Genomic DNA, 25,431 nt, shown 5'->3' with positions numbered 1-25,431 from the left:
CCATCAAGTCGTGAAAGCTACACTCGTCTGGAAAGCTTGCGAGTTTCGCCGATATTGGCCGGGACGAGCCAATTGCCAGTTGTGCTGTCATGTAAGAGCACGAAAGAGGCCCTGAACCGTCGAGCGCTTTTCCAGCAGCAAGCCTGAGGGATGCAGAACATTTCGTGTCAATCTAGAAGTTGACGCAAACGCACGGCCAGCTCGCGGGCTGTGTAGGGCTTCTTGAGCCAGCTACCCGCCTGCGCGAGTTCCCGCCCGGCGATGCTCGGCTCTGCATAGCCAGACGTGAAAAGGATCTTGAGCTCCGGCCTTTGGACGCGCGCCTGCTTGGCGAGTTCATCTCCCGTTAGGCCACCCGGCATGACGATGTCAGTAAAGAGCAGTTTGATATCATCGTTGCGAGACAATAAATCGAGCGCCTCGGCACCGCTTGCAGCCTCCAGAACTGTATATCCTGCCGTCAACAAGCGTGCGACGGCAACGCGTCGCACGCGCGGGTCGTCCTCGACCACCAAGACCGTTTCCGTTCCCCCGGGTATGTCGCTGCTAGCATCCTGCGGTTTGTCAGATCGAGCGGAGGCATCTTCCACCGCCGGCAGAAAGATTCTGATGCTGGTACCCTGCCCCAGTTCACTGTAAAGCTGCACATGGCCTCCCAACTGTTTGACAAAACCGTACACCATACTCAACCCCAAGCCCGTGCCTGAGCCGACGCCTTTCGTCGTGAAAAAGGGCTCGAACGCTCGCGCCTTCACTTCGCTCGACATCCCAACGCCTGTATCGGTGACGGATATCAAGACGAAATCACCAGGCCGCAGATGGGGATACATTTGCGCATAGTCGATATCGAGATGTGCCTTTGATATCTCGATTGTCAGCCTGCCTCCCCGAGGCATAGCGTCCCGGGCATTGAGCGCCAAGTTCAACAAGGCATTTTGAAGCTGAGAGCCGTCGACAAGTGCGTGATTGTGATTGCCTGTGACAATGGTGCGAAGCTCAATCGTCTCTCCCAGCGTTCGTCTTAGAAGCTCGGAAAACCCCGATACAAGGGAGCCGACATCCAGCGCTTGCGGGTTCAAAGATTGGCGCCGGCCGAAAGCAAGAAGCTGACCGGTGAGTTTGGCCCCATCATCAGCAGCGCCCTGCGCTTCGTGAAGCAGTGAACGCTGACGTTCTTCAGAGAGGGTCATCTCCAGCATTTCGAGATTTCCGCTAATCACCGTCAGAAGATTGTTGAAATCATGCGCCAGCCCACCGGTCAGTTGGCCGATCGCCTCCATCTTCTGAGCTTGGCGAAGTTCCTCTTCGATACGACGCCTGCTGGTTAGGTCACGAATGAAGCCGGTGAAAATGCGTTTCCCATTTGAGATCGCTTCGCCGACAGACAGCTCCATCGGGAAGGTCGACCCATCTTTCTTTTGGCCTCTCACCACTCGTCCGTAGCCGATAATGCGCCGCTCGCCGGTTGTTAGATAGTGAGAGATGTAGCCGTCATGAGCCTCCCGATCCGGTGAAGGCATCAACATGCGCACATTCTGCCCCAGCACCTCGTCCGAGCGGTAGCCGAAAAGCTTCTCGGCCGCGGCGCTGAACGAGGTGATGGTGCCGCGCTCATCGATGACGACCATGGAGTCGGGAACGGTGGCGAGGATCGACCTCAAATGCGCTTCTCGCTCTGCGAGATTGTCCTGAATTTGTTTCATGTCGGACACATTGTTGTTCGTTTGAATGATAACGGGGCCTGGCGAGGGCGAATCGAGAGCAACCCAGCGCGTGGCGATTGCCAGACGACGCCCATCCTTGTGACGATGGATCACTTCGCCTTCCCACATCCCGCTCGAACGGACGTCCCGCCTAATATCATCGAGCGGCTGTGGAAACTCGGTGGCAAGCAGTTCATGGACGACTTGTCCAATCACTTCATCTCGCCTCCAGCCGTAGAGGCGTTCGCAACCGGTGGTCCAGCGGCAAATAACGCCGTCGAATGCGTGTACGATGAGATTGACGTTATCAAGAATGCGGACGATACGATCCATATCCTGTTCTGATGTGGACGCCGCAGCCGCCTTGGACATGTCCGCCTCTTAGCTTTAGTGGCGGTACTGTCCGACCGCCTTTCCTAAGTCATCGTAATCTTCGCCTTCTCCTGCCTGATGCGCAAGGGCGGTTTCATTCAGCACCTGAATGGCGTTGCGCCCGCAGACTGCGATGAGCCGCCTACCTGACAATTTCGTAACCGTTCGCGATACGGTCTCAGTCGTGAGCCCCAAATAATCGCCTATATCGTGACGTGTCATAGGTAACGAGACCATACCGCGGGGTCCTCCCTGAGCCTCGCCATGTCGAAGCTGCTTCAGCAGAAAGCTGGCAAGTCGCTCCTCAGCGCTCTTGCAGGACAATAGCACCATCTGATCCTGCGCGGCGGCGACCTCGTCGCGCAACCGCGACAGTACCAACGAGCGAAGTTGGGGGAGCACAGTGAGCTCCTCTTCGAAGGACCGCTTTGTCATGCGCTGGAATACAACCTCGTCGATCACCTCCGCGCTGTAGAGGTACCGGCTTTTGAACGACACACCGACTACGTCACCATTTTTCAGAAAACCAGTTATGACACGACGGCCATCGGACAACAGGCGGCAGATGCGCAAGTTCCCCTCCACGATCGAAAAGAGGTGCTTGGCCGCGTCTCCTTCAAAAAATAAAATTTGCCCGGCTGTGGCGCGCTCAAGAGGTTGTTTCTTGAAAATGATACCAAGGCTCACGGCGTCCGAAGCAGTGACGGCTCCGTCAATGATGTTAGGAACGAGATGAAGATTATTCGCCAACATGTCCCTGACTCCCTTTGTCGTGGACACAGTTGACGATCTTTACGTGACAGCCGAATGCCTAGAACGTACGAATTGGTGCGACTTTGTAACAATGTGTAACAGGCGCGGGATGGCTTACTATCGAACATCAACATCTAGCGTTGGAATACCATCATTGCCGTGAACAATGATCTTCGCACTAGGTCAAGTCGGCGGCAGGAGCAATATCGATGGGGCACATCAAGCCATGATCCCATTTGTTATAGTGTGTAAGATCACGAAGATGCTCAAAGACATCCGGCGCCGGCATCCAAATTCGAATAAACTGGCATTTTGAAACTATGGCTCGTCTTTTTGCCTCGGTAAAAAGGTGGTCTGCAATATTGACATCATCGACGGCACTGCCGACGACGAGCACCGGCACATCCAGCAGCTTACCTGCGACCGGATGCTTACCGGTCGAAGATACCGTCAGCCCCCGAACATAACATGCGGTATCGGTAGCAACGACAATATGCCAGCGCTCTCCGTCGACAAGGGACTGCCACTGATCGATCGTGAGCGTGGGAGTGACATTCCGCAGCAAGGTGAACGCGCGAACGACCTGATCACTTCGTATGGTGTGAAGTGCGTATTCGTCGGCCATAAGCGTTCGCCTCCGAGATACCGCCATCATGCCCATCGCTAGTCAAATGCGCTTGGGCTGACCCGTCATTGTTTCAGATCAATGCGAGGGCCGAGGATGCGAGCATGTTTGTCGCCGACCTTATCTTATCGATGAACGGAGGTTCCCATGGTCAGGTTGATGAGAGCGGCGGTTGTCAGGGCATTCGGTGAACCACTCGCGATCGAACAAGTTCCGATACCCGTCCCAGGTCCCGGAGAAGTGCTCGTCAAGGTCAAGGCCTGTGGCGTGTGCCATACCGATCTGCATGCTGTCGACGGCGACTGGCCTGTTCGTCCGATTTTACCTTTCGTTCCAGGACATGAGGTGGCGGGCGTCGTCGCCGCTCTTGGCCCCGATGTCACAAATCTCAAAGAAGGAGATGCCGTCGGGGTTGCCTGGCTTCACGACGCGTGCCAGCGGTGTGAATATTGCGAATCCGGCTGGGAGACATTGTGCGAACATCAGCACAATACCGGCTATAGCTGCAACGGCGGCTTCGCCGACTACATGATCGCCGACGCCGCTTTTGCGGCGCGTCTTCCCAATAATATCGATTTTGCCGAAATCGCGCCTATCCTCTGCGCTGGCGTGACGAGCTATAAAGGGCTGAAGGAAACCGAAGCTCAGCCGGGAGAATGGGTCGCCATATCAGGCATCGGCGGGCTCGGGCATGTTGGCATTCAATATGCAAAAGCGATGGGCTTGAAGGTTATCGCCCTCGACATCGCACCGGAAAAGCTCAACCTTGCGCGCATGGCTGGCGCCGATTTTGCTATCAATGCCGCGACGTCAGATGCGGTCGCGGAGGTATTGAAGATCACCGGCGGCGGCGCTCATGGCGTCCTTGTAACGGCGGTATCTCCGGCTGCCTTTTCGCAAGCGATTTCGATCGCGCGGCGCAAGGCGACGATAAGCTTGGTCGGCTTGCCGCCGGGACAGTTCGCAACGCCAATCTTCGACGTCGTCTTGAAGCGCATCACCCTGCGTGGCTCGATCGTCGGAACACGTCAGGATCTCGATGAGGCAATTGCCTTTGCTGCCGACCGCAAGGTGAAGGCAGCGATCAGCCGCGCGCCGCTCGAAGATATCAACAAGGTTTTCGCCAATCTGAAACAGGGGCAAGTGGAAGGCCGAGTCGTATTGGATATGGCAATGGGCGCATCGACCGATCATGCGAAATCAGAAGCGAGTTATGTCTGAAGCGGCGGACCAATTCGAATGTGATCGCGATCCGGGTCAAGCCATTGATCTGTTCCGGATGCAAAGGGCCTGGTCCCTGCCGCTTTTTGTCGTCGCGGTCATGGGTCTCGGGACGGGCCTTGCATTCGCATGGCTCCGCCTAGATTCCTGGTCGGCCACGGCATTGATCAGCGCAACCGCGGTCGTCCTGTTCGCACTCACGGTGGACGTCTTTCTCAGTCTTCGCAAGCAAGAATTCGGTCTGGATATTATTGCTGCTCTCGCAATGGGAGCTGCACTCTGGTTTGGCGAATATGTCGCAGCCGCTATTGTGGCTGTGATGTTTGCCGGCGGGCAATCACTGGAGAGCTATGCCCAAACACGCGCCGAAAGCGGGATGACCGAACTGCTGTCGCGCGTGCCGCGTCTGGCGGTGATGGTGACGGACGCCGGTTTCGCCGATGTCGCCATCGAAGAGGTTCTGGCGGGAGACAGGCTTCTCGTTCGCAATGGGGATGTCGTTCCGGTTGACGGGCACATTGACACCGGTCACGCCATCTTGAATGAAGCCGCCCTGACCGGTGAGTCCTTACCTGTGCGACACAATCCGGGACAGATGATCATGAGTGGCGCGTCCAACATCGGTGATGCGTTCGAAATGATTGCCGCCCACCCGGCAGCCGCGAGCACATATGCCAGCATCGTCCGTCTCATCGCGCAAGCGCGCAGCTCAAAGGCTCCGATGTCAAGGCTTGCCGACCGCTACGCATTGGCCTTTCTCGCTATCACGCTGGTAATCGCTATCCTGGCGGCGCTTTTATCAGGAGAGCCGACGCGCGCAGTGGCGGTACTTGTCGTTGCGACCCCTTGCCCTCTCATTCTCGCTGTTCCCGTGGCGCTTGTTGCCGGTATGTCAAAAGCATCGCGCAACGGCATTCTTATAAAGGGCGCCAGCGTTCTCGAGGTTCTGGCAAGCATCAGGGCGGTCGTATTCGACAAGACGGGAACACTGACGACCGGACAACCGACGATACGGCACATTGATACCAACGTAGATCCAGACGAACTGCTGGGTCTGGCCGCATCGCTGGATCAGGCATCCGCTCACACCATTGCCCGTGCCGTGGTCGCTGAAGCCAAACGCCGTAAACTTGTCCTTTCGATGCCGGCAACCGTGACTGAAGTCCCAGGGGAAGGCATTGAGGGATATGTTGGCAATCACAGGGTAGGGATCGGCGGCAAGCATTTTATTGCAGCCAGATGCGGGCTCATGCAACCGCCGGAACATGCAGTGGGAACTGCCATGGCCTACGTCGCCCTCGACGGACACTATGCAGGAGCGTTCGTCTTTCAAGATCCGATCCGAACCGATGCTTTGGCCGTGGTCAAAAATTTAAGAAGGCTTGGAATCAAGCGCATTTCGCTGGCCACGGGGGACAGGAACGTTGTCGGAAAAGCAGTTGGCCAGGCACTTAGTCTCGACTTCGTCAGGGCAGAACTTGCACCGGCTCAGAAGGTCGAAGCGGTTAAAGACGAATTGAACCATGGTCACGTGATGATGATTGGCGATGGCGTCAATGACGCTCCGGCGCTTGCTGCTGCCTCTGTTGGGGTGGCCGTCGGCCGCGGCAATCTCGCCGCGGCAGCTGAGGCGGCCGATGTTGTCCTTCTACGAGATAATCTGCAGCTCGTCGCAACCTCGATCGAAATTGCACGTTGGTCGCGCCGGATTGCACTTGAGAGTGTCTATGCCGGCATAGGGCTCTCAGTCGCCGCCATGATCGCCGCCGGTTGCGGGTACCTTAGTCCAATTCAAGGCGCTCTCTTGCAAGAAATCATCGACGTCGCCGTCATCTTCAATGCCCTTCGAGCGGGTTAAGGAAAATGCGAGTGGATTTCTGTTGGTTTACTGTAAGCGCGCATTTTGCTGCACGTCGTAAAGCGGCTTGAAGTGGCTGCGGCTCAGGCGGTCTGTTTTTTGAAGTTGAAGGGCAGTAGGTCGTCGATATTGGCATCGTCGGGGCGCTGCGGCAGTACGGTGAGGACGTATTTCAACCATGCGAATGGCTCGACGCCACAGGCCCGGCAAGTCAACATCAGGCTATAGATGACGGCGCTGGCTTTGGCGCCGGCAGGTGTGTCGCTGAACAGCCAGCTGTTTCGTCCGGTACAAAAAATTCTGATGTCCCGTTCGAGAATGTTGTTGTCTATCGGCATTCGGCCGTCTTCCGTGTAGCGCGTCAGGTACTCCCATTGATTGAGCGTATAGGAAACGGCATCGCCAAGTTTGGTGTCGGGCACGACCTTTGGCGCGATTTTGTCGAGCCATTCCTTGAGGGCGGAAAGGACCGGAACGCTATGTTTCTGGCGGAAGCGACGCATGTAATGATCTCGCGTTTCGCCGTCATCGGGCTTTTCGTCCCGCACCTGCCTTTCGATCCGGTAGAGCTGGTCGAAGAACTTGAGGGCCTGCGCCGGAGGCCCACCGGGTTTCTTGCGCGCCTTGAGGGCATCGACAAAGCGCCGCCTGGCATGGGCCAGGCACCCGACATGCGTGGCACCTTTCAACGTGCGCCAGGCCTGATAGCCGTCACTCATCAGGATGCCGCGGTAGTCGCCAAGGAAGGCCTGCGGGTGTTCCTGTCCGCGGCCGGGCTGATAATCGAACAACACGATCGGCTGTTTACTGTCTTCGCCGCTGCGATACGCCCACATATACGATGTGCTGGTGGGGTCCTTACCCTCTTCCTTCAGCACCTGGACTGTGGTCTCGTCACCATGGATGACGGTCTGCGATCGCAGCCGCAGTTTCAGCGCGTCGTAGATGCGAACGAGGTGTTTCTCGCTCGAACCGATCACCCAGTGGCCGAGAGCGCCGCGGCTGACAGGAACGCCTGCACGCTCAAAGGCCTGCGCCAGACGATAGAGCGGCGTGCCATCGACATATTTATGGACGAGCGCGAAGGCCAGCGTCGAGGCCGTGGCGATGCTGCCGGGCAAGGGCTGCGCGGGCATCGGCGCGATGACAACAGGCGTGCTGATCCCGGTCCGGTCGCAGTTGCGGCACGCATATTTTGCCCGGACATTCTGCAGAACCTTCGCCTTCACCTCGATGTGAAGCTGTTCTGTGACCAGTTCGCCCATGCGGTGCATCGGATGGCTACAGCACGGGCAGACCTTCTGATCGTCGGCAAGGTCATATTCGACGCGCTGGCGCGGCAGGTTTTCCGGCAGAGGCCGGCGGCCGGGTTTCTTGCGTTCCGGCTTGTCGGTCTGCGGCAATCCCGTGTCCGGAAGATCGATGGTAACCGCCTCGTCGGCGAGGTCGCAGTCCTCGTCCCCCTCAAGGGTGGCCTGCTCGGCTTCGTTGAAGATGCGATCCACGTGCTTTTCACTGCGAGGCGCAAAACGATGCAACTGCGCCAGCGCCAGCTCTTCCTCGAGCTTGAAGACCCGTTGCGCAAGGATATCCTTCTCGGCCTTCAGCGCGGCAATCTCGGCGGCATTCGCCGCCAAAAGCGCCATCAATTCTTCAACGGTCGGGGTGCCAGTTCTCGTCATCGCATTCTTGAATCTGAACCGGCCCTCTGCGTCAACCGCCCTGCGACAAACGCTCTGCGTTTGTGCCGAATTCACCCGACAAATTCATATTGCCGCACCGGATGGCGAACCATCGCGTCGAGATCGATGCCGTCGAGCAACCAGTGCAATTGCTCGGCATCAAGCGACACCACAGCCTCTTGTCGCCGAGGCCAGTGGAACCTGTCTTCGGTCAGCGCTTTCAAAATTAGCACAAAGCCCGATCGATCAAAAAACAGCAATTTCATCCGGGTTTTACGACGGTTGCAGAAGGCAAACACCGCCCGCTCGAACGGATTGAGGCCCATGGACTGCTCGACCAACATCGCAAGGCTGTTGATCCCGGCCCTAAAGTCGATCGGTTCCCGGTGAAGATAGACACGCAGATCATCAGCCAGCCGGAACATCGCAACGCCCCAACGCTTCGATCATTGCCGATAGAGCCTCAGCATCCGCATCTTCAAGCTCAAGCCGCACACCGTTCGGTAGCCTCGCCTTCAACCGCACCCCTGTCGATGTCGGCCGAGCCGACATGGCCGGCGGCCTCGCAGTCGGCGCTGCCTCAACCACCGGAACGAAGGCCGATGGCGCGTAAGGCATAACCGTCAACGCCTTCTCCGCCTGCCGGCGCTGACGCAGCTTGATCCAGTTGCGCAACTGATTGGCGTTCACCCCGTACTTCAGCGCAAGCCCTGCAACCGATACCCCCGGCTCAAGGCATGCGTCGATCAAGCGCTCCTTCTCGACCGGATCAAACCGCCGTTTGCCATTGCGAAGAACCTTGACGACCCGAAGCTCTCCTGAAATTCCCGCGCCATCCAATCTCATGTCCACAGTCTCCGTTGTGGACACAGATTCGCTCAACGCTCAGTCAATGAACAGGTGCAGCTATTTGCGCGCTTACGGTTTACTAAACGGCGAATGGGTCGCCCGTTTACAGTTCCAAAGCGTATCGAACACGGCGCCAATACTCTACGACGCGTAGAACATGGGTCGGCAAGCGTTTCGGACCGAAGAATTTGACGCGCCTGTAATCGGCTCTGTGGCCAATCAGGCTTTCTCTGCTGTGCGTCATCAAGCTTACAAGGTTCCGTTTCGCTGTGAGCACATTCGATCCGTGGTGCCATCCCCTTTCCAGCGCGACGTCGAATGGAAAAGCCATATGCTGTAAGGCCGACAGCATTTTCTCCGCTCCGAGCCGTGTGATGACATAACAGGCTGCGGACCCCTGAGGACCGTGGAGACAGCGGCCGATTTCATCTCCAAGAGCGCTGGTCGCCATGTGCCGGAAGCCCCGGCAGCGATGATTGAAGAGTTTGACGACATCGGCGTTGCGGACCGCATCTATGATGGAGGTCGTTCTTTCAATCAGGTCCGCCGTAACTTCAACATCGTCTTCCATGACGATCGCCGCATCAAAGTCGCTTTCGACAAGCATCGAAAGACATTTGATGTGACTGCGATAGCAACCATATTCGCCTGCCAGGATTAGGCGTCCGCCATGCCGGAGAAATCCCTTCCAATCCACATCACCATACTCCCGCTGCGACAATTGGCGACCGTCGACCGCCGCCACACGCATCATGGGCATGCCGTATTGATCCGCTTTGGCGCGTATCGCCCGCCACCGCTCGATAGAACTGTCGAGATTGATGACGTACAGGCCGAGCTTCATTGCGTGTCGCCAGCTTGTTTCACGGCATTTCGTGGGAACTGAACTGCGCCTCGCCCGATCCTATCGCTCTTCCACACCGCTGCCGCAAAGGCGTAGACAAGCGCGACCGACAATCGCCGCAGCCGGAAGAACAGGCGACTTGCTTCGATGAAGGCCCGGTAAGGCAGCACGGTGAGGTAATGCCACCGCGATCGGTGATAGCGACGGCGTTTCGACTGTATTTGCGAAGGCAATCCGATCGTTTGGTCGATGGGCACCGGTGAGACAAATGCTGATTTAAGGCCATCGAAAAATTCGACGTCGAAAGCGAGGTCGAAAGGCAATCTCATCGGCAACAGCTTTTCGACGAACCAATGCGCCGCGCGCCGATTGATGAGATAGGCACCGGATCCCTTTTCGCGGGTCAGCGCAATCGCGAGGCTCCGCTTGTCGGTCAATCTGGCAAAGCTGAATTTCCTGCCACGATTGACCGTTGACAACCGCAAAATATCCCATGCCGCCGCAGCCTCGAGTGCGGCCTGCAGAAACTCGGTTAAATCCGCGGGAAATTCGAGATCGTCCTCTAAAACGAGGGCAAACTCGCTTTCGGATTCGAGCAGGCGCCTGGCACATTCCACATGGCTTAGATAGCAGCCGACTTCCCCGGGATTGCGGTGCCGACCATGCATGAAACGAAAGGAGCGTTCGCTGAATTCCGCAAGCGGAAAGTCGAGCATTTCGCCGTCAACGGCGGCAACCCGCTCAAACTGCAACCCAACCCGATCGAGCTTCGCCTGCATTGCGGCAAGCCGATCGCCGGCGCGGTCGAGATTAATCAAAAAGACCTTTAGCGGCCGGTTGTCCGGCTTCTGTTCATGCATGCTCTGCTCCACTCCGGCGGCAACGGCCTTATGACCGTGCTTTCGGAGCAGACACTGTTCAGCCCGACTTACGGGACGCTTACAAGATTCCGGCAAGAAGAAGGAATTTCACAGCTCCTCGCCGCATTGAAGTGCGCTGCGTTTCAATACCCCCTGCATTGGATTGCATTGCCGTCCACCCGCATAATCTTCGACAGCCGACAGCAAACGGACAGCTTCACTGCATTAGTGATCTTTCGTCACCAACAACTTCAATATGCAAAAAAGGATGATCCAATGAACTTTAAGATGCTGATTGCCTTCGCCGTCGTCGCCACAGTTCCGGCACTGGCTCATGCGAGCCCTAGCTGCACGAAAGAGCCCAAATCTGCGTGGATGTCGCAAGACGCCATGAAATCCAAGATCGATCAGCAAGGCTACAAGGTCAGAACTTTCCAGGTGACTGGCAACTGTTACGAAATCTACGGCAAGGACAAGGACGGCAAGCGCGCCGAGGTCTACTTCAATCCGGTTACCGGCGCCATCGTCAAAGCCGAAATCGGGGATTGAGCCATGACGGAGATCACGACCAACGAAAACGATTTGGCTCCGTCCGCGACGATCAAGGTCTGGGATCCGGTCGTGCGCCTCTTCCATTGGACCGTTGTGTCGGCATGCGTGCTCAATCTCTTCATCCTCGAAGAAGGCCGATATTGGCATCGCATGACCGGCTATACGGTGGCGGTCGCCTTGACCGTCCGCGTACTGTGGGGGTTTGTCGGAACCAAGCATGCGCGCTTTTCCGACTTTTTCCCAACGCCGGCCAAAGTTATGGGCCACATATTCGACATCGTCGATGGTCGCAAAAGCCGGTCGATCGGCCACAATCCGCTGGCATCCGTTATGATGCTGCTGTTGATGGCCCTGCTGGCTGCGACTTGTCTGACGGGTTGGATGACAACGCTCGATGCCTTTTGGGGCGATAAATGGCTGGAGGAATTGCATGGCGTCATAGCAAATAGCATCATGGTGCTTGCTTTCGTCCACGCAGCCGCTGCACTGATCGAAAGCTGGAGACATCGGGAAAATCTCGTTTGGTCGATGGTAACGGGACGAAAAAAGGCATGAGGATTCTGTTGGTTGAAGACAGTGCACGCCTGCGGGAGCTGGTCTCGGAAACGATCCGCGAGGCAGACTGGCGGATCGATGCCTTCCGTACTGCGGAGGAAGGGCGGCTTGCGCTGGAATCTGCTGACTATGACCTCCTCCTTCTCGATCTTGGCCTTCCGGACGCGGACGGCCTCGTTTTTTTGAAATCAATCCGCTCAGACAAACATCAAATCCCGGTGCTAATTCTTACGGCACGCGACGCCATCGATGAACGCATCGCCGGCTTGGACGCAGGAGCCGACGACTACCTCACCAAGCCGTTCAACAACGGCGAACTCCTGGCCCGCATTCGCGCCCTGATGCGGCGGTCGCCTTCCGCGCTCATGCCGACGCTCGAATTCGCCAAACTGGAGTTTGACCTGACGTCGAGGCAGGTGATTTGCAATGGCACCGACCTTGCCTTGATGCCTTCGGAAAAATCGTTGCTGGAACTTCTCATGCGCGACGCCGGCAAGGTCGTTTCCAAGCGCCGCCTTGAGCACGCAGTCTCCGAGTTCGGCGAGGAGCGCAGTTCCAATGCCATTGAGCTTGCCGTCTCGCGATTGCGCAAGAAGCTGGAAGGCCGATCATCGAACGCTAAGATCGAGACGGTTCGCGGCGTTGGCTACATGTTGCGCGAGGCTTCACCGTGAGCATGCCAAGCCCGGCCCTTGCGACCATTCTCACCCGTAGGATCGTCTTCTTTGCAGTACTTGCCATGCTCGTTCAGCTCGCGGTCGTCTTTTCAGACTATTACTGGAACGTCGGAGAGCTTTCCCGGCTTTTTGTTGAGCAGGAGACTGAGCGCCTCGCCTCCGGTATCGGCAATAGCGGTGGGGAACCGACCTACCAGCTCCCCCTAGGACTGAAGGATCGATATGGAAAGCCTGATACGGGCTATGTCGCACGCATCCGCAATGCCAGTGGGCGGGTAATCTTTGCATCTTGTGACAACGAATGCGAACGGCATTTTTTGCCCGCCGACATAAGGCCGCCCGACTTTTGGCTGAGGACCGTGACGCCCGGCAAGCCCTTGACGCTGGTCGGCGGCCGAGCGTTCACCATCAATGGCAAAAACTATTTCGTCGACGTCGCATCGATGGGAGACCCAGAAAACGTCGTTACCAACGTCTTCTGGAATGAAGTACGAGAACATATGATCGTGCCGATGAGCATACTTCTCGTCCTGGTTCTGGGCGCCACGCTTCTTTCCGTTCACTGGGCGCTGCGGCCTGTGCATGCGGCGGCCATTGCGGCGGATGCCATCGACCCGATGGATGCTCGATCTCATCTCTCTGTAAAGGGCATGCCGCTCGAGATTGCGCATCTGGCGGAGGCGGTAAACAGAGCGTTTCAACGTGTCGGCGAGCTTATGAAATCGCAAAAACTGCTGACCACCGGCATTGCCCATGAAGTTCGCACGCCGCTCGCGGCAATCAAGCTCGAACTCAGCCGAATTGATCATCCTCGAGCGCGCAAAGCGGAGGCCGATCTCGACGAGCTGGCAGCTTTCGTTGGCCAGTTGACGGCGCTTGCTCGTCTTGACAGTTTCGACCACGGCATGTTCGCGAAAGTCGACCTCGCTCAGATTTGCACCGAAGTTGTCGAACAGCTTGCCCCATGGGTCTATCAGAGCGAGCACACTCTGGAACTGCAGCTTCAGACGGAAACGACCATCGTGCTCGGTGTAGAAACTCTCTTGAAGGATAGTATCCGCAATCTCATCGAAAACGCAGTGAGGCACACCCCGACCGGCACCGACATCGTTGTGCGGTTGATCGCCGATGGCTTGCAGGTTGAAGATCTAAATCTCGCAAACTGCTCCAAGAATCGCCAGCTTCCCGGAAGCGGCGACGGGCTGGGCATTGGTCTGAAGATCGTGCAACGGATTGCAGCCCTGCACGGGGCCACCTTCAAACAGCAACAAAGTCGCACCGGTCGGCTTGCCGAAATCACGTTTTCCAAAACCGCGCCATACCGCGCACCAGAAACATGGTAGAGAGCAGACCATGCGTGTTTTGCTCGTTGAGGACAACGCCAAGCTTGCTGCCGTAACGAGTGATGCCATGCGCGCGCATGGCTTTACCATCGACAACGTGAATACGGCGCTCGATGCCGAGGAAGCGGCCGCGACGGTCGACTACGACGCCATAGTACTCGATCTGGGCCTTCCTGATCGTGACGGCCTGACGCTGATCGAGCCCCTGAGGAAGATTTCTCCATCGACGCCCTTGCTCATTCTGACGGCACGCGACGCATCGAGTTCCATTATCGATGCTCTCGATCGGGGAGCGGACGACTATCTCTGCAAGCCTTTTGTGATGGGCGTTCTGGTCTCGCGGCTCCGTGCCGTCATGCGTCGCGGCCAACCACGATATGGCACCGTGCTCCAGCTCGGCAATGTGGCGCTTGACCCGACCCAGCATGCCGCCTCGGTCGGCGGTGCCGAGCTGCAGCTCAGTCGCCGAGAATTTGCAGCACTCCATCTTTTCCTCCGGCGTCCCAACCACGTTTTGTCCAAAGCGGAGGTGGAAGAGGCTCTTTATGGATACGGAGACGAGCTAAGCTCCAATGCGATCGAAGTGCTGATCCACCGGCTGCGAAAGAAGCTTCTGGGCGCGAGTTCGACGGCTGATATTCACAATATGCGAGGTATCGGCTACATGCTGACGGAAAAGCGTCCATGAAAAGGGCGCGATTTACACTGCTAAGGCGGCTTGTCTTGGCGATGTCGATCGTTGCAATGGTTGCAATCGCTGCCAGCGTGCTCTTCCTCTATATGCGCTTCAAGTCCTCGAATGACGAGTTCCGAGAAGAAACGCTTTCGACCTTTGCCAAGGACCTGCGCAAAGAGTTGCTGACCGATCCAACTCTGACCGGCATCCATGCCACAGCGCTTAAGATGCGCATTAAGGAATTGCGTGGTGAATATGTCGTCATCGGCGCGGATGGCAGCATTCTTGATTCTTCAGGTCTGGAGCAGTCGCTCATTCCGCTTCTTGGACATAGGACAAAATATTTTCAGCTCCCGGCCTCCAATGGACGAAAGGCCCTCTTCGGCATGATGCTGCCGATCGGCGACAATTCAGCCGCCGGCTTCATACAGGTCGCTTTTCCGCGAGACCATGTCATCTTCGATTCCATTCTCGAAGAGTTCGTCGCCGATATCGGCTGGATCTGGATACCCTTTGTCCTCGTGCTGCTGGCAACGAACGTCGCAGTACTTGCCTTTGCGCTAAGGCCACTCAACACCGCAGCCCAGGAAGCAATGACGATCGGCCCGTCGAGCATCGCGAAGCGATTGACCGAAGCCAGAATGCCTGAGGATGTGTTGGCGCTGATCAGATCGGTCAACGGAGCGCTGGACCGCCTGCAAGCGGGTTTTTTATCGCTGGAGCAATTCTCCGGTCAGCTCGCACACGAACTGCGAACGCCTCTGGCGATCGCCAAGGCCCGGCTCTCCCTGTCTCAAGACGATACCGCACGCGCGGTCGAGAGGGATTTCGACGACATCGAGCGCGTCATCACACAGCTCGTCGATCGTGTGAGGATCAAAACGCTTCACTACGAGTCGGACGACGTGGTCGACCTCTGCGATGTGGCCGCAAATGTCGCACGCTACCTGGCCCCCATGATCATCGATGCGGGGCACAATATCGAGCTGCGGACCGAAAACACGCCGGTCTTCATCACTGGCGCCGCCGATTACATCTTCCGGGCTCTGCGCAATCTCGTCGAGAATGCGCTGCATCATAGTCCTGTGGAAGGCCTGATCACCATCGTGGTTTTCGAAACCGGGATCACTGTGATCGATGAAGGACCCGGCTTTCCCGAATGGCGACTAACTGACGCCGCCGTTCAGGAGGGCAAAAGTGATCGTAAAGATGGCCTTGGGCTCGGCCTCTCCATAGTCGCGGAAACCATGGCCGCACATGGCGGCAGATTGAAACTGGAAAATCTCCCCGGCGGCGGAGCTTCCGCCACAATGGCGTTTCATTCACCGCCTTCGATGTTGCCCGGCTGAACCAGTTCGTTCAGCCACGCACTTGCCGAAAACGGTGACCGCAAATGTTTCGAATTTATGTCTCTAGCCAATTGTCATGCGCCGAAGGACGTCCGTCTTCCAATAAAACTGGTGAACCAGAGCACCGGCGACGTGAGCAATGATTAAGGCCCACAGCAAGACCTTCAGGATACCTGCATGTACGGAGCCTATGGCCTCGACACCAAAGTAGTAGGCAGCAATGCCGGACAATGGCATGGCAAAGAGCAATACATACAGCGCGACATGGGCCAATCGAGCCGCGATCCGAAACAGCGCGGGTTCGCCTGTCGTCTCCTCGGGCACGCCTTGCGTGTAACGAATGCCCAAGCGTACCAGGGCAAGCACCAATATGATAATTCCAACATAGGCATGAACGTTTGCGGCCGAGATGTCGTCCGGCGATGGTGTCCCACCATGTCGCACGATACGGTGCCAGGCGTTCATATCGTCGGGGAAGAGAAGGTTAAAGAAAATCAGCAACGCGATGGTCCAATGAAGGAGGCGTTGTAATGGGCTATAGTTCGAGCGTATCGGTTGCGTCATAGATGGTCCCCGCGCAATGGCTTCACAACTCATTGGGTATAGGATGCTTGTTGGAACTGATAGTCATGTGAATTATAGCAGCCGTGTTTGTACGCAAGCTAATGCCTTCCGAAGACCTACCGCGTGGAGCCAAACCGTCAAGCCGTGCGGCCCGTCGAACATATAGACCTCGCCGTCGAAGCTCGGATCCATCCGTTTCCGAGCACAAGCTGCAACGGCTCAAAAGACTATTGAGGCGAAGCGACGGTTGGCAACCATCGACCATTTATTACCGGGGTCGCAACTGCGTCGGACACTCACCTGCCGAGAAGAGCATCCGCAGCGTTTGTCGCGCAAAATGAGGCGCACAGCATTGTTCGGCGGCAACGCTGTGCGCTCATATGGTCGTCAATACTTAAGGGGTCGAATCTTGCCGTGGAACGTTTACGCGGCAAGACCGTTGATGTCGCCCGGCGGGAACATTCGCGCCAGATTGAGGAAGCAAATCATGCTGTCCTCATGGGTGATGATGCCATCGGAAAAGCCGCGATCAAAGGAGGTGGCTATTTCCGGTACGGGCTGGATCTCGTCGCCGCGGACGGTGAGAATGTCCGACACTTGGTCGACCAACAGACCGAGCACCATCCCGTGAACCTCCGCCACCACAATGGCGCTGCGTTCATTGGGCGCGGTTGCCGCCATGCCGAGCTTGCGAGCGAGGTCGATGATTGGAATGACCGAGCCGCGCAGGTTCATGACTCCCAAAACATCGGATGGCGCATGCGGGACCGGGGTGGAAGGGGACCATCCGCGAATTTCGCGGATGGTGGTGGTCGTGACGCAGAATTCCTGTCCATGGAGACGAAAGGCGATAATTTCGAGCGTATCGCGTCCGGCGCCGATCAGGGATTTAGGCTCGGTCATCAGAATGACTCCCAGCCGTCACTTGCAACGGCAGCGTTGCCGTGGAAGGCAGCCGCCACCTTGGTCGCCATTGCCCGCGCCGGGGATGTGACAGGCTTCGAGGTCGCAGTTGCCGCAGCCGGCCGTGTTTGCCGTGACGCCGGGCTGCCTCCGATGTTGAATTGAGCCAGCAATTGGAAGAGCGCATCGGCCTCTTTCGCGAGGCTGTGTGCAGCGGCTGTCGATTCTTCGACCATGGCGGCGTTCTGCTGCGTGCCCTGATCCATGATATTGACCGCCTGATTGATTTCCTTGATCCCAGTCGCCTGCTCCCTGGAGGCCTCTACGATAGCTCCGACATTGCCGTTGACCTCCTGCACCTGGGACACGATGGTTGTCAGCGCGGTACCCGTTTGTCCAACCAGTGCGACACCATCCTTCACATGCGCGTTTGAATCAGTGATCAGATCCTTGATTTCCTTGGCGGCCTTGGCAGAGCGCTGAGCAGCGAACGAAACAGAAATGGGAACCCCAGCTCGGGGATAAGAGTTCTGGGGCTCGCCTTCACTGTTGGATGGCAGGCCCTAATCATCATCGCGTTTTTAGAAACCGGGATCATCATGGTCGACGAATAACCCGGTTTCCTGAGTGGCAGCTAACCGACAACACCGTTCACGAACGGTGTGGGCTTGGCCCCTCTATCGTTGTGGAAGCTATGGTCGCACATGATGGCAGGTTAATTTGAAAATCTGCCGAGCGGCGGAGTTTCAGCAACAACGGAGTTCCCTCCGCTGCCTTTGATTTCGCCCGGCTAAGACGTTTCAAAACCTTGCTCCTTTTGCGGTTCCTCGAATCCTCCAGCCAGGAAGCGCCGAAAACGGAAAAAGACGACGCTTTGAACTTGATCTTCCTCAAAGCAGGACGCTGACGGCCAGCTTAATATCGGTCATTACACGGGGAGATGCGATGACAAATCCTATCCTACATTTTCATGGTGCAGCGGGCGGCGTTACCGGTTCTTGTTTCATTCTGGAGCATGATGGCTTTCGAACCATGTTCGATTGCGGCATGTTCCAGGGTTCAAAAACGGAAAAAGAGCTAAACTACCGGCCATTCCCGTTTGAGCCTTCGTCAATTCACTCAGTTATCCTGACCCATGCCCATATCGACCACTCGGGCCTTCTGCCGAAGCTGGTCAAAGCGGGTTTCGATGGCCTGATTTATTGCACTGCCGCCACGGTCGACCTCTGCACAATCATGCTGCAAGACAGCGGACACATTCAGGAAATGGAGGTCGAACAGCTCAATCGACGAAACCGTCATCGCTCGCATGCGGCGATAGAACCGATTTACACGGTCGCCGATGCGCGAGCCGCCATGACGCAGTTCCGCGCCGTCTCCTACAAAGAATGGCAGGAGGGACAGGGTGGACTTCGGTTTCGCTTCTGGGATGCTGGTCACCTGCTGGGTTCATCCTCCGTCGAAGTCGAACTAACCGCCGACGACGGCCCGATCCGAATCCTCTTTTCCGGCGACGTTGGTCCAGAGCACAAATTGTTGGAATATCCCCCGGATGCGCCTCAGAATCTCGATTATGTTATCTGCGAAAGCACTTATGGCGACCGAGAACGTGATGACGCTTCACAAGAAGGCCGACGGCAGCAACTTCGGCAGATCGTAAGTCGGGCCTATCATCCTAATGGCGCCCTCCTTATTCCGTCCTTCGCTGTCGAGCGTACGCAGGAGCTGCTGGCCGATCTCTATGCACTGATGGAGACCGGCAAGCTGCCGCGTAGCCCGATCATCATCGATTCTCCGTTGGCATCACGGGCAACTGCTATCTTTAAGCGCCATGCTCCATCGCTCCCCAACGGTGAACTACTTCAGAAAGCGCTGAACTCACAAAATATCCGCTTCACGGAGAGCGCCGAGCAGTCGAAGGCAATCGATCTCATTCACGGGTTTCATATCGTCATCGCCGCGAGTGGCATGTGCGAGGCTGGCCGCATCCGCCATCGTTTGAAAAATTGGCTGTGGCGTGACGAGGGCACAGTGTTGCTTGTAGGTTTCCAGGCTGAGGGAACATTGGGGCGCATACTTCAGGATGGTGCGCGCACGGTGAAGATACAGGGCGAGGAAATCGTAGTGCGGGCCGCGATCAGATTGCTGGAAGCCTATAGCGGCCACGCCGATGCGACCGAATTGGTGGATTGGATTGCCGAGCGGGAGCCGATCCAATCAGGATTGTTCCTCGTCCACGGCGAACCGGCAGCGATCGATCAATTGAAGAGCCGACTGTCTCGACGAGCACCCGTACCGGCCATCTTCACACCCAAGCTAGACAGTGAATTTCGCCTTACGAAATTCGGCGCTGTCGAACTCGGCCCTCCCGCACCTCTGCCGCGTCTGTCAGCTAACGAGGTTGGACATCGCGATTGGCATAACGACTATCAATCCGTCATTTTGGACCTTGAGGACAAGCTAGATCAGGCTGCCGATCAAAAGGGACGCGCCGTCATTTTACGCAGAATCAAAAGAGCGCTTCAAGACGACGCCGTCTGAGGCAAAGGCAGGAGGAAAAACGATGCTGACAACGAACCGGGATTGCCGAAGAGGCGGCGAACGCTTTGCCATTCCGACGATGGGAGAAATCGAGGGAAAGCTGATCGTTTCGGAGGTAGTAGCCAGTTGTTGCCTGCGCGAACTTTTAGGCGACGACAATGATCAACCTCTTGCCTCGATCCGGAGGCGGGTTAAGCGAGCCCTTCAAGATCGCTGCAAAAAGAAGAAACTCAACTACGAAGACATCGAGGCCGCCGTCGAATACGCGTTTCAGTTTCTGGATGCCGCTGTCGAGGCGGTCGGTGCATATCCGGGCTCAAAATCCGGATGCGAGACCAGCCGACGGCTCCTGCTTATGGCGGCATCTAGATCGTAGCGGCAAGCGCTTTGCGAAGGGCCTTATCTCCCAGTCGCGGCTAGTCGCTTGGCTCCTGTTGCAATGCGTGCGTGTATGCATTGCGCGCAAAGCGATTACGGCTTGAGGACGGCTGCGCCACTTACTCGGCCCGCCCGCAAATCGGCAATCGCCACATTGGCTTGGGCAAGGGGATAAACGCTGGTATGCGTCGTGACCATCGCCTCGCGAGCAATCGGGAAGAATTCACGAGCGTCCTGACGCGTAAGGTTTGCGACGGACATGATGCTTCGCTCCTCCCATAGCAGGCGGTAGGGCATCGGTGGAATATCGCTCATATGAATGCCGCCGCAGACCACGCGCCCGCCCTTGCGAACGGCCTTCAGCGCAGCCGGGACGAGAGCGCCGACAGGAGCGAAGATGATTGCCGCGTCAAGCAGCACCGGCGGCGGTTGATCGGAATTGCCTGCCCATTTTGCTCCGAGACTGAGCGCGAACCGTTGGGCGGTGTCGTCCCCGGGTCGTGAAAACGCATAGACCTCTCTTCCCTGCCACCGGCAAACTTGGCAGATGATATGCGCGGCCGCACCAAAGCCATAGAGGCCAATGCGCTTCGCATCGCCGGCCTGTTTCAGCGACCGCCAGCCTATGAGACCTGCGCACATCAACGGAGCCAAAGCGACGGGATCAGCCTCCTCATCGAGGTCGAAGGCGAAATCGGCATCCGCGACCGTGTGAGTGGCAAAGCCACCGTCACGGGTGTAGCCCGTAAATAATGGCGCGTCGCAGAGGTTTTCCTGTCCCGTAAGGCAGAAAGGACACTCGCCACAAGAATGGCCAAGCCAGGGAACGCCGACCCTTCGCCCTATTATCTTCGGGGACACTTTTTTGCCAACCGCTTCGACAATACCGACGATTTCGTGGCCGGGGATAAGCGGCAGCTTGGGATCGGACAGATCGCCGTCCAGCACATGCAAATCCGTCCGGCAGACGGCGCAGGCCTCGACACGCACCAAAAGTTCGTCCTCTCCGGGCATAGGATCGGGACGTTCCATCATGCGCAACGGTGCGCCAATCTTTTCCATCACCATTGCCCGCATGGACTGTCTCCCTGAAGCTAAGTTCCTGTGTCGCGAGACGGTGGGGGGTTCGTACCAATTCGGCCGATGTCGGTATCCGTGGGCTTCTCGGAGCGGCGCTCCCCAACAATCCCGGATTCGGAAAGTACTTCGATGCAGGTTACCGCAACGCCACCTCTCAGCACCCTATCGAGCTTGGCGAAGCCGTTCGAGTTCAGCCGATGTTCGAGCAGTGTGAAAAACTCTTCCATCACCTTCTTAGCATCAAATTCGATATGCTTGAGGCGCCTGGAAACCTCCGCGCTCAGGTCCGCTCGGGTCTGAGCAGGCTTCGCCTCGGTCGGATGCCAATTCTCGTAGAAAAGACCGCGGAGAAGCATCGGCAAATGATTGGCAAAATCAACACTCTCCTGCAGCGAGATGCAATCACGGACGGCATGCAGAACCAACCGCAATATTTCGTAGGCCTGCCGCCGTTCGCAATGAAGCTGTTCAGCAAGCTCCGCCACCCAAATCTCTGCCTGTCTAGCCGCGTCCGGGAACGTTTGTGACGGGATATACGTCATGCCGGCCCCTCCTTGTTGAGGCTATTTAACCGCGGCAGGCGTCCGATCATTGTTCTCGATCAATCTCCACGCGCTTTGCAAGCGTTGGAGATGCGACGCCTGCGCGCATCCGTGGACTATTGGTGCATGAATGCCTGCATCTCCTCGAGCGTGACTTTGCCGTCCTTGTTAGCATCCACGATATCGAAGATGCGCTTGTGGATCGCCATCACTTCATCGAAGGAAAGCGCGCCATCTCCATTGGTATCGGCGATCGCAAACATGATCTGCATCATGTGCCCTCGCATGGCCATCATCGGCATACCCGACATCATGCCGGGCCGCATCATGTTCATCCCCATCATCCCATGAGGCATCATGCCGTATCCACAGGAGCCGGTTCCCTCTCCTTGCGCCATGCCGTCTGCCATATCGGGTGACGTCTGCCCGAGTGCCATATCTGCTCCCGAGAACGCGATTACGGCAGCAAGAATGGCTGCATGTCGTTGTTTTGCCGATAACATTTCTTTCTCCTTCCGCTTCGTTGTTTCATTCGGATGCATTTGAACCTGTTCGGAATGGGCTTGATGTGCTGTTCCGAGAGGACACCCGCGACATTTCCGATGCCTTTCCGGGTGATTTGGAGGCGACAGCGTCGACCGGCACGCGGCCAAGATCGCGTGTAGCGAAGCCAACGTAATTGGCTCAACTATCCCTCAATCCATTCAAGTTGGCTTTGACGAAGATCAAAGCGTCACAACCGCAATCATCCGATCATGGGATTTGACGGTGCGACAACCGAGTATCCTCCACCTTTCGGAGTGCGGGCATGACGTTCAGATCAATCCTGACCCATTTCGACATTGATGCAGCGCCAGAAAAGCGCGCCACTTTCGCGCTGGCGCTTGCTGATAGGTTCGATGCTGAACTTCTGTGCACCTCAGCCGCCAGTCCCATTTTGCTTCAAGAAACGGGATTGGGTTTCTTTTCAATCACCGACACCTTGCGCGAGGAGATCAAGGCCATCGACGCCCGCCAGCGCGATCTTCATGAGCGCATCATGCAAAACGCGCCCTTCCGGAACCACCTCGAATGGCGCGCCATGATCGCCGATCCCACCTCGTTTGTTACAGAACAAGCACGCTGCGCAGACCTGATCATTCTTTACCACTGCGACAAAGGCCAAGCCTGCGACTATCGACGCACAATCGATCCGGGCACCATACTGCTTACCGCCGGACGGCCCGTGCTCTTTCCATCCATGTCCATGACGCCGCTTAAGGCTCAAATAATTGTCGTTGCTTGGAAAGACACAAAGGAGGCACGGCGAGCTGTCGCAGACGCGATGCCATTGCTCAAGCGGGCGCACGAGGTCGTAGTATTGGCGATCCCGGAACGCGAAACCGATCAGCCTTACGATCTCGGTGACGTTGTCCACTATCTTGCGCAGCATGGGGTGCAAGGACGGTGTGTTGTTGAACCACGGCAACCCCGCGATATCGGCACAACGATCGCTGATATCGCGTCGGAGGTCGGAGCAGATCTTATTGTCGCCGGCGGATACGGCCATAGCCGCTTCAGGGAATGGATCTTTGGAGGCATTACGCGTTCTCTGCTTCGCAATTCCTCCATAAATCTCTTTCTGTCGAACTGAAAAGACCACTTCCGATTCCGACAGGGCAGGCAAAGCCCCGCTCTTGTGGATGTTGATTGCGATCAATGTCCGACGGGTAGCCTGCGCGTAGGTTACCGATATGGAGGTGACGTCATGGCGCATAAACAAGTTTTGTTTCGCTCGGCTGCACGAGAGAAAATCCTAAGAGGTACGACGCAACTCGCCGACGCGGTGCGCGTTACGCTTGGCCCCCGATCCAAGGCCGTGCTTATCGAGAAAAAATGGGGAACTCCGCTCGTCTGCAACGACGGCGTGACAATTGCCAAGGAGTTCGATCTGAAGGATCCCGAAGAAAATCTCGGTGCCCGTATGCTCCGTCAGGCGGCGGAGAAAACCGGCGACATTGTCGGAGATGGAACCAGCACGGCAACGGTCCTGGCTCAAGCCATCTTCTCCGACGGACTGCGTAACGTCGTGGCCGGCGCCAGTGCAATCGACATCAAACGCGGTCTGGACCGAGCACTCGCATGCGCCGTCGGCCTGCTCAAACGAGACAGCAGGCCGGTTACCGACAAGCGCGAAAAAGTGCAAGTCGCAACGATCTCGGCCCACAACGACGCGCAGATCGGAGCCTTGATTGGCGATGCGATGGAAAAAATTGGTGATGACGGCGTCATCACGGTCGAGGAATCCAAGACAACGGAAACCGTGCTCGAAGTCGTGAAGGGTATGCAATTTGATCGCGGTTTTCTGTCGCCCTATTTCGTGACCGACAGCGAGCGCATGGAAATTGTCTTGGAGGAAGCCGCGATCCTTCTAGTCGACCGCAAGCTTAACGCGCTCAACGATTGCGTTGCCCTGCTGGAATCCATTGCAAAAGCGAGCATGCCTTTGCTGGTCGTTGCCGAGGATGTCGAAGGCGAAGCTCTCGCGACACTGATCGTCAACCAGATCCGCGGCACATTTCGCAATTGCGCGGTCAAGGCGCCAGGTTTCGGTGATCGGCGAAAGGCGATGCTGCAGGATATTGCGATCGTGACGGGTGGACAGGTTCTGTCGGAAGACCTTGGCATCAAGCTTGAGGCAGTAACGCTCGACCAGCTCGGTCACGCGGCCCGTGTGGTCATTACGAAGGACACGACCACCATTGTCGGTGGTGCAGGTGACAAGAAAACGATTGCGGCGCGCATCGATCAGCTTCGCCGCGAAATTGAGGAGACCTCAAGCGATTACGACAAGGAAAAATTGCGGGAGCGCCTGGCAAAGCTATCAGGCGGGATCGCGGTCATAAGAGTCGGGGCGGCAACAGAGGCGGAAATGAAAACCAAGAAAGAGGCCCTTGATGACGCCATCAATGCTACCAAAGCAGCGGTCGCCGAGGGCATATTGCCGGGAGGTGGCCTGGGTCTGCTGCGCTGCTCGGAGGCCATCGCCGCCGAAGAGGAGCATTGCGAAGGTGATGAGCGGACGGGCGTACAGATCTTAAAGCGCGCCCTGGAGGTACCGATCCGTCAGATAGCGGAAAACTCCTCGACCGATGGCGGCGTCGTTGTAGCGAAAGTCTTGGACGGCAATGGCACGTTTGGCTACGATGCGGAGAAGAAGGTCTATACCGACATGTTTGCCGCAGGCATCGTCGATCCCACGAAGGTCGTCCGAGTCGCGCTCGAAAACGCCGTTTCGGTGGCCAGTGTGTTGCTCCTGACGGAAGCGACGATGACGGAAATACCCGATGATGCGAAAGAAGGCGCCGTTCGTCCCGAAGCCGCGTTATAAGTCGAACAAAGCGAATATTGAATGAGGTCGTCTCAGACGCCAAGCAACGAGTTCTGAAGGAGAGGCGCATTTCAGCCGATCGAATGCTTCGCTTCATTTATACATTGACCAGCATCAATGCTGCAGGGACCACA

25 protein-coding genes and 1 pseudogene are annotated in these 25,431 nt (G+C 56.9%); 12 read left to right on the top strand and 14 right to left on the bottom strand.

Translation table 11 applies throughout. The features are described from left to right. Positions 1-167: 167 nt before the first annotated feature. The 3 genes from GGD50_RS22330 to GGD50_RS22320 form a co-directional block, all read right to left on the bottom strand. Positions 168-2,075 (bottom strand): hybrid sensor histidine kinase/response regulator, encoded by a 1,908-nt coding sequence (locus GGD50_RS22330; protein WP_246451430.1) that lies wholly within the window; start codon positions 2,073-2,075, stop codon positions 168-170. A 15-nt stretch (positions 2,076-2,090) separates the two neighbouring features. Further along, positions 2,091-2,828 carry a Crp/Fnr family transcriptional regulator gene (locus GGD50_RS22325; RefSeq protein WP_183939446.1) on the bottom strand — a complete coding sequence of 246 codons (738 nt, stop codon included), beginning with the start codon at positions 2,826-2,828 and terminating at the stop codon, positions 2,091-2,093. 178 nt (positions 2,829-3,006) lie between these two features. Continuing rightward, entirely contained in the window at positions 3,007-3,453 is a 447-nt protein-coding gene (locus GGD50_RS22320; RefSeq protein ID WP_183939444.1) for a hypothetical protein, read from the bottom strand. A gap of 147 nt (positions 3,454-3,600) precedes the next feature. Here GGD50_RS22320 and adhP point away from each other — a divergent pair, with 147 nt between their 5' ends. Continuing rightward, complete coding sequence (gene adhP / locus GGD50_RS22315) at positions 3,601-4,674, top strand: alcohol dehydrogenase AdhP (RefSeq protein ID WP_183939442.1); 1,074 nt, start codon at positions 3,601-3,603, stop codon at positions 4,672-4,674. Continuing rightward, a complete protein-coding gene (locus GGD50_RS22310; protein ID WP_246451429.1) occupies positions 4,667-6,532 on the top strand; it encodes a heavy metal translocating P-type ATPase in 1,866 nt (621 codons plus the stop codon). Before adhP ends, GGD50_RS22310 begins: the two co-directional genes overlap by 8 nt. Positions 6,533-6,615: 83 nt before the next feature. On the opposite strand, the gene tnpC is transcribed toward GGD50_RS22310, so the two are convergent. The 5 genes from tnpC to GGD50_RS22285 all read right to left on the bottom strand — a co-directional run bounded on the left by tnpC (position 6,616) and on the right by GGD50_RS22285 (position 10,767). After that, positions 6,616-8,214 (bottom strand): IS66 family transposase, encoded by a 1,599-nt coding sequence (gene tnpC, locus GGD50_RS22305; protein ID WP_183939440.1) that lies wholly within the window; start codon positions 8,212-8,214, stop codon positions 6,616-6,618. 71 nt (positions 8,215-8,285) lie between these two features. Beyond that, positions 8,286-8,639 carry an IS66 family insertion sequence element accessory protein TnpB gene (gene tnpB, locus GGD50_RS22300; RefSeq protein ID WP_183939438.1) on the bottom strand — a complete coding sequence of 118 codons (354 nt, stop codon included), beginning with the start codon at positions 8,637-8,639 and terminating at the stop codon, positions 8,286-8,288. Further along, on the bottom strand, positions 8,623-9,060 hold the full coding sequence (gene tnpA, locus GGD50_RS22295; protein ID WP_183939436.1) for an IS66-like element accessory protein TnpA: 438 nt from the start codon (positions 9,058-9,060) through the stop codon (positions 8,623-8,625). The genes tnpB and tnpA overlap by 17 nt, the downstream gene beginning before the upstream one ends. Before the next feature lie 106 nt (positions 9,061-9,166). Further along, positions 9,167-9,907, bottom strand: coding sequence for a glycosyltransferase family 25 protein (locus GGD50_RS22290; RefSeq protein ID WP_183939435.1), 741 nt, complete (start codon positions 9,905-9,907; stop codon positions 9,167-9,169). Further along, positions 9,904-10,767, bottom strand: a complete 864-nt coding sequence (locus GGD50_RS22285; protein ID WP_183939433.1) for a glycosyltransferase family 25 protein — start codon at positions 10,765-10,767, stop codon at positions 9,904-9,906. The genes GGD50_RS22290 and GGD50_RS22285 overlap by 4 nt, the downstream gene beginning before the upstream one ends. 276 nt (positions 10,768-11,043) lie before the next feature. Between GGD50_RS22285 and GGD50_RS22280 the strand changes: the two genes are divergently transcribed. Genes GGD50_RS22280 through GGD50_RS22255 form a run of 6 tightly spaced genes read left to right on the top strand, consistent with a single transcriptional unit; the run spans position 11,044 to position 15,919 of the window. Beyond that, positions 11,044-11,316 carry a PepSY domain-containing protein gene (locus tag GGD50_RS22280; protein WP_183939797.1) on the top strand — a complete coding sequence of 91 codons (273 nt, stop codon included), beginning with the start codon at positions 11,044-11,046 and terminating at the stop codon, positions 11,314-11,316. A 3-nt stretch (positions 11,317-11,319) separates the two neighbouring features. Beyond that, entirely contained in the window at positions 11,320-11,874 is a 555-nt protein-coding gene (locus tag GGD50_RS22275) for a cytochrome b/b6 domain-containing protein (protein WP_183939431.1), read from the top strand. Next, entirely contained in the window at positions 11,871-12,548 is a 678-nt protein-coding gene (locus tag GGD50_RS22270) for a response regulator (protein ID WP_183939429.1), read from the top strand. Before GGD50_RS22275 ends, GGD50_RS22270 begins: the two co-directional genes overlap by 4 nt. Then, entirely contained in the window at positions 12,545-13,894 is a 1,350-nt protein-coding gene (locus tag GGD50_RS22265) for an ATP-binding protein (RefSeq protein ID WP_425503991.1), read from the top strand. Before GGD50_RS22270 ends, GGD50_RS22265 begins: the two co-directional genes overlap by 4 nt. 10 nt (positions 13,895-13,904) lie before the next feature. Continuing rightward, a complete protein-coding gene (locus GGD50_RS22260) occupies positions 13,905-14,582 on the top strand; it encodes a response regulator transcription factor (RefSeq protein WP_183939427.1) in 678 nt (225 codons plus the stop codon). Positions 14,583-14,623: 41 nt separating this feature from the next. Then, on the top strand, positions 14,624-15,919 hold the full coding sequence (locus tag GGD50_RS22255; protein WP_210318939.1) for a sensor histidine kinase: 1,296 nt from the start codon (positions 14,624-14,626) through the stop codon (positions 15,917-15,919). A gap of 63 nt (positions 15,920-15,982) precedes the next feature. On the opposite strand, the gene GGD50_RS22250 is transcribed toward GGD50_RS22255, so the two are convergent. The 3 genes and pseudogenes from GGD50_RS22250 to GGD50_RS22240 all read right to left on the bottom strand — a co-directional run. Next, positions 15,983-16,483: a cytochrome b gene (locus GGD50_RS22250; RefSeq protein ID WP_183939424.1), complete on the bottom strand. Its 501-nt coding sequence runs from the start codon at positions 16,481-16,483 to the stop codon at positions 15,983-15,985. A gap of 423 nt (positions 16,484-16,906) precedes the next feature. After that, a complete protein-coding gene (locus GGD50_RS22245) occupies positions 16,907-17,386 on the bottom strand; it encodes a chemotaxis protein CheW (RefSeq protein ID WP_183939421.1) in 480 nt (159 codons plus the stop codon). Beyond that, positions 17,386-17,877: pseudogene (locus GGD50_RS22240) on the bottom strand (methyl-accepting chemotaxis protein); the annotation flags it as partial. The pseudogene GGD50_RS22240 and the gene GGD50_RS22245, both read right to left, overlap by 1 nt. Before the next feature lie 454 nt (positions 17,878-18,331). Between GGD50_RS22240 and GGD50_RS22235 the strand changes: the two are divergent. Together GGD50_RS22235 and GGD50_RS22230 are read left to right on the top strand one after the other, a co-directional pair. Beyond that, positions 18,332-19,927, top strand: a complete 1,596-nt coding sequence (locus GGD50_RS22235) for an MBL fold metallo-hydrolase (protein ID WP_183939419.1) — start codon at positions 18,332-18,334, stop codon at positions 19,925-19,927. A 22-nt stretch (positions 19,928-19,949) separates the two neighbouring features. Further along, positions 19,950-20,303, top strand: coding sequence for a hypothetical protein (locus GGD50_RS22230; protein ID WP_183939417.1), 354 nt, complete (start codon positions 19,950-19,952; stop codon positions 20,301-20,303). Positions 20,304-20,398: 95 nt separating this feature from the next. Here the strand turns inward: GGD50_RS22230 and GGD50_RS22225 are convergent, their stop codons facing one another. From GGD50_RS22225 to GGD50_RS22215, 3 genes are all read right to left on the bottom strand, one after another. Beyond that, complete coding sequence (locus GGD50_RS22225; RefSeq protein ID WP_183939415.1) at positions 20,399-21,382, bottom strand: zinc-dependent alcohol dehydrogenase family protein; 984 nt, start codon at positions 21,380-21,382, stop codon at positions 20,399-20,401. 17 nt (positions 21,383-21,399) lie between these two features. Beyond that, positions 21,400-21,927, bottom strand: coding sequence for a DUF2267 domain-containing protein (locus tag GGD50_RS22220; protein WP_183939414.1), 528 nt, complete (start codon positions 21,925-21,927; stop codon positions 21,400-21,402). 116 nt (positions 21,928-22,043) lie between these two features. Next, the gene (locus GGD50_RS22215; RefSeq protein WP_183939411.1) at positions 22,044-22,430 is read right to left on the bottom strand and encodes an EF-hand domain-containing protein; all 387 of its coding nucleotides are present in this window, start codon (positions 22,428-22,430) and stop codon (positions 22,044-22,046) included. 305 nt (positions 22,431-22,735) lie between these two features. On the opposite strand from GGD50_RS22215, the gene GGD50_RS22210 reads away from it, so the two are divergent. Both GGD50_RS22210 and groL read left to right on the top strand, forming a co-directional pair. Next, a complete protein-coding gene (locus GGD50_RS22210; RefSeq protein WP_183939409.1) occupies positions 22,736-23,560 on the top strand; it encodes a universal stress protein in 825 nt (274 codons plus the stop codon). 114 nt (positions 23,561-23,674) lie between these two features. Then, positions 23,675-25,297 carry a chaperonin GroEL gene (gene groL / locus GGD50_RS22205; protein WP_183939407.1) on the top strand — a complete coding sequence of 541 codons (1,623 nt, stop codon included), beginning with the start codon at positions 23,675-23,677 and terminating at the stop codon, positions 25,295-25,297. Positions 25,298-25,431 lie beyond the last annotated feature (134 nt).

It is taken from the genome of Martinezella paranaensis (assembly GCF_014200235.1).
Lineage (GTDB): Bacteria > Pseudomonadota > Alphaproteobacteria > Rhizobiales > Rhizobiaceae > Rhizobium > Rhizobium paranaense.
This window is presented reverse-complemented; position numbering and strand designations above follow the sequence as displayed.

Coding starts and splice junctions, on each gene's coding strand:
- GGD50_RS22245 (WP_183939421.1), bottom strand. CDS start 17,386: ATGACCGAGCCTAAATCCCTGATCGGCGCCGGACGCGATACGCTCGAA.
- GGD50_RS22235 (WP_183939419.1), top strand. CDS start 18,332: ATGACAAATCCTATCCTACATTTTCATGGTGCAGCGGGCGGCGTTACC.
- GGD50_RS22215 (WP_183939411.1), bottom strand. CDS start 22,430: ATGTTATCGGCAAAACAACGACATGCAGCCATTCTTGCTGCCGTAATC.
- GGD50_RS22275 (WP_183939431.1), top strand. CDS start 11,320: ATGACGGAGATCACGACCAACGAAAACGATTTGGCTCCGTCCGCGACG.
- GGD50_RS22260 (WP_183939427.1), top strand. CDS start 13,905: ATGCGTGTTTTGCTCGTTGAGGACAACGCCAAGCTTGCTGCCGTAACG.
- adhP (WP_183939442.1), top strand. CDS start 3,601: ATGGTCAGGTTGATGAGAGCGGCGGTTGTCAGGGCATTCGGTGAACCA.
- tnpB (WP_183939438.1), bottom strand. CDS start 8,639: ATGTTCCGGCTGGCTGATGATCTGCGTGTCTATCTTCACCGGGAACCG.
- GGD50_RS22310 (WP_246451429.1), top strand. CDS start 4,667: ATGTCTGAAGCGGCGGACCAATTCGAATGTGATCGCGATCCGGGTCAA.
- GGD50_RS22230 (WP_183939417.1), top strand. CDS start 19,950: ATGCTGACAACGAACCGGGATTGCCGAAGAGGCGGCGAACGCTTTGCC.
- GGD50_RS22325 (WP_183939446.1), bottom strand. CDS start 2,828: ATGTTGGCGAATAATCTTCATCTCGTTCCTAACATCATTGACGGAGCC.
- GGD50_RS22220 (WP_183939414.1), bottom strand. CDS start 21,927: ATGACGTATATCCCGTCACAAACGTTCCCGGACGCGGCTAGACAGGCA.
- tnpC (WP_183939440.1), bottom strand. CDS start 8,214: ATGACGAGAACTGGCACCCCGACCGTTGAAGAATTGATGGCGCTTTTG.
- GGD50_RS22330 (WP_246451430.1), bottom strand. CDS start 2,075: ATGTCCAAGGCGGCTGCGGCGTCCACATCAGAACAGGATATGGATCGT.
- GGD50_RS22255 (WP_210318939.1), top strand. CDS start 14,624: ATGTCGATCGTTGCAATGGTTGCAATCGCTGCCAGCGTGCTCTTCCTC.
- GGD50_RS22270 (WP_183939429.1), top strand. CDS start 11,871: ATGAGGATTCTGTTGGTTGAAGACAGTGCACGCCTGCGGGAGCTGGTC.
- GGD50_RS22320 (WP_183939444.1), bottom strand. CDS start 3,453: ATGGCCGACGAATACGCACTTCACACCATACGAAGTGATCAGGTCGTT.
- GGD50_RS22285 (WP_183939433.1), bottom strand. CDS start 10,767: ATGCATGAACAGAAGCCGGACAACCGGCCGCTAAAGGTCTTTTTGATT.
- GGD50_RS22280 (WP_183939797.1), top strand. CDS start 11,044: ATGAACTTTAAGATGCTGATTGCCTTCGCCGTCGTCGCCACAGTTCCG.
- tnpA (WP_183939436.1), bottom strand. CDS start 9,060: ATGAGATTGGATGGCGCGGGAATTTCAGGAGAGCTTCGGGTCGTCAAG.
- groL (WP_183939407.1), top strand. CDS start 23,675: ATGGCGCATAAACAAGTTTTGTTTCGCTCGGCTGCACGAGAGAAAATC.
- GGD50_RS22225 (WP_183939415.1), bottom strand. CDS start 21,382: ATGCGGGCAATGGTGATGGAAAAGATTGGCGCACCGTTGCGCATGATG.
- GGD50_RS22210 (WP_183939409.1), top strand. CDS start 22,736: ATGACGTTCAGATCAATCCTGACCCATTTCGACATTGATGCAGCGCCA.
- GGD50_RS22290 (WP_183939435.1), bottom strand. CDS start 9,907: ATGAAGCTCGGCCTGTACGTCATCAATCTCGACAGTTCTATCGAGCGG.
- GGD50_RS22250 (WP_183939424.1), bottom strand. CDS start 16,483: ATGACGCAACCGATACGCTCGAACTATAGCCCATTACAACGCCTCCTT.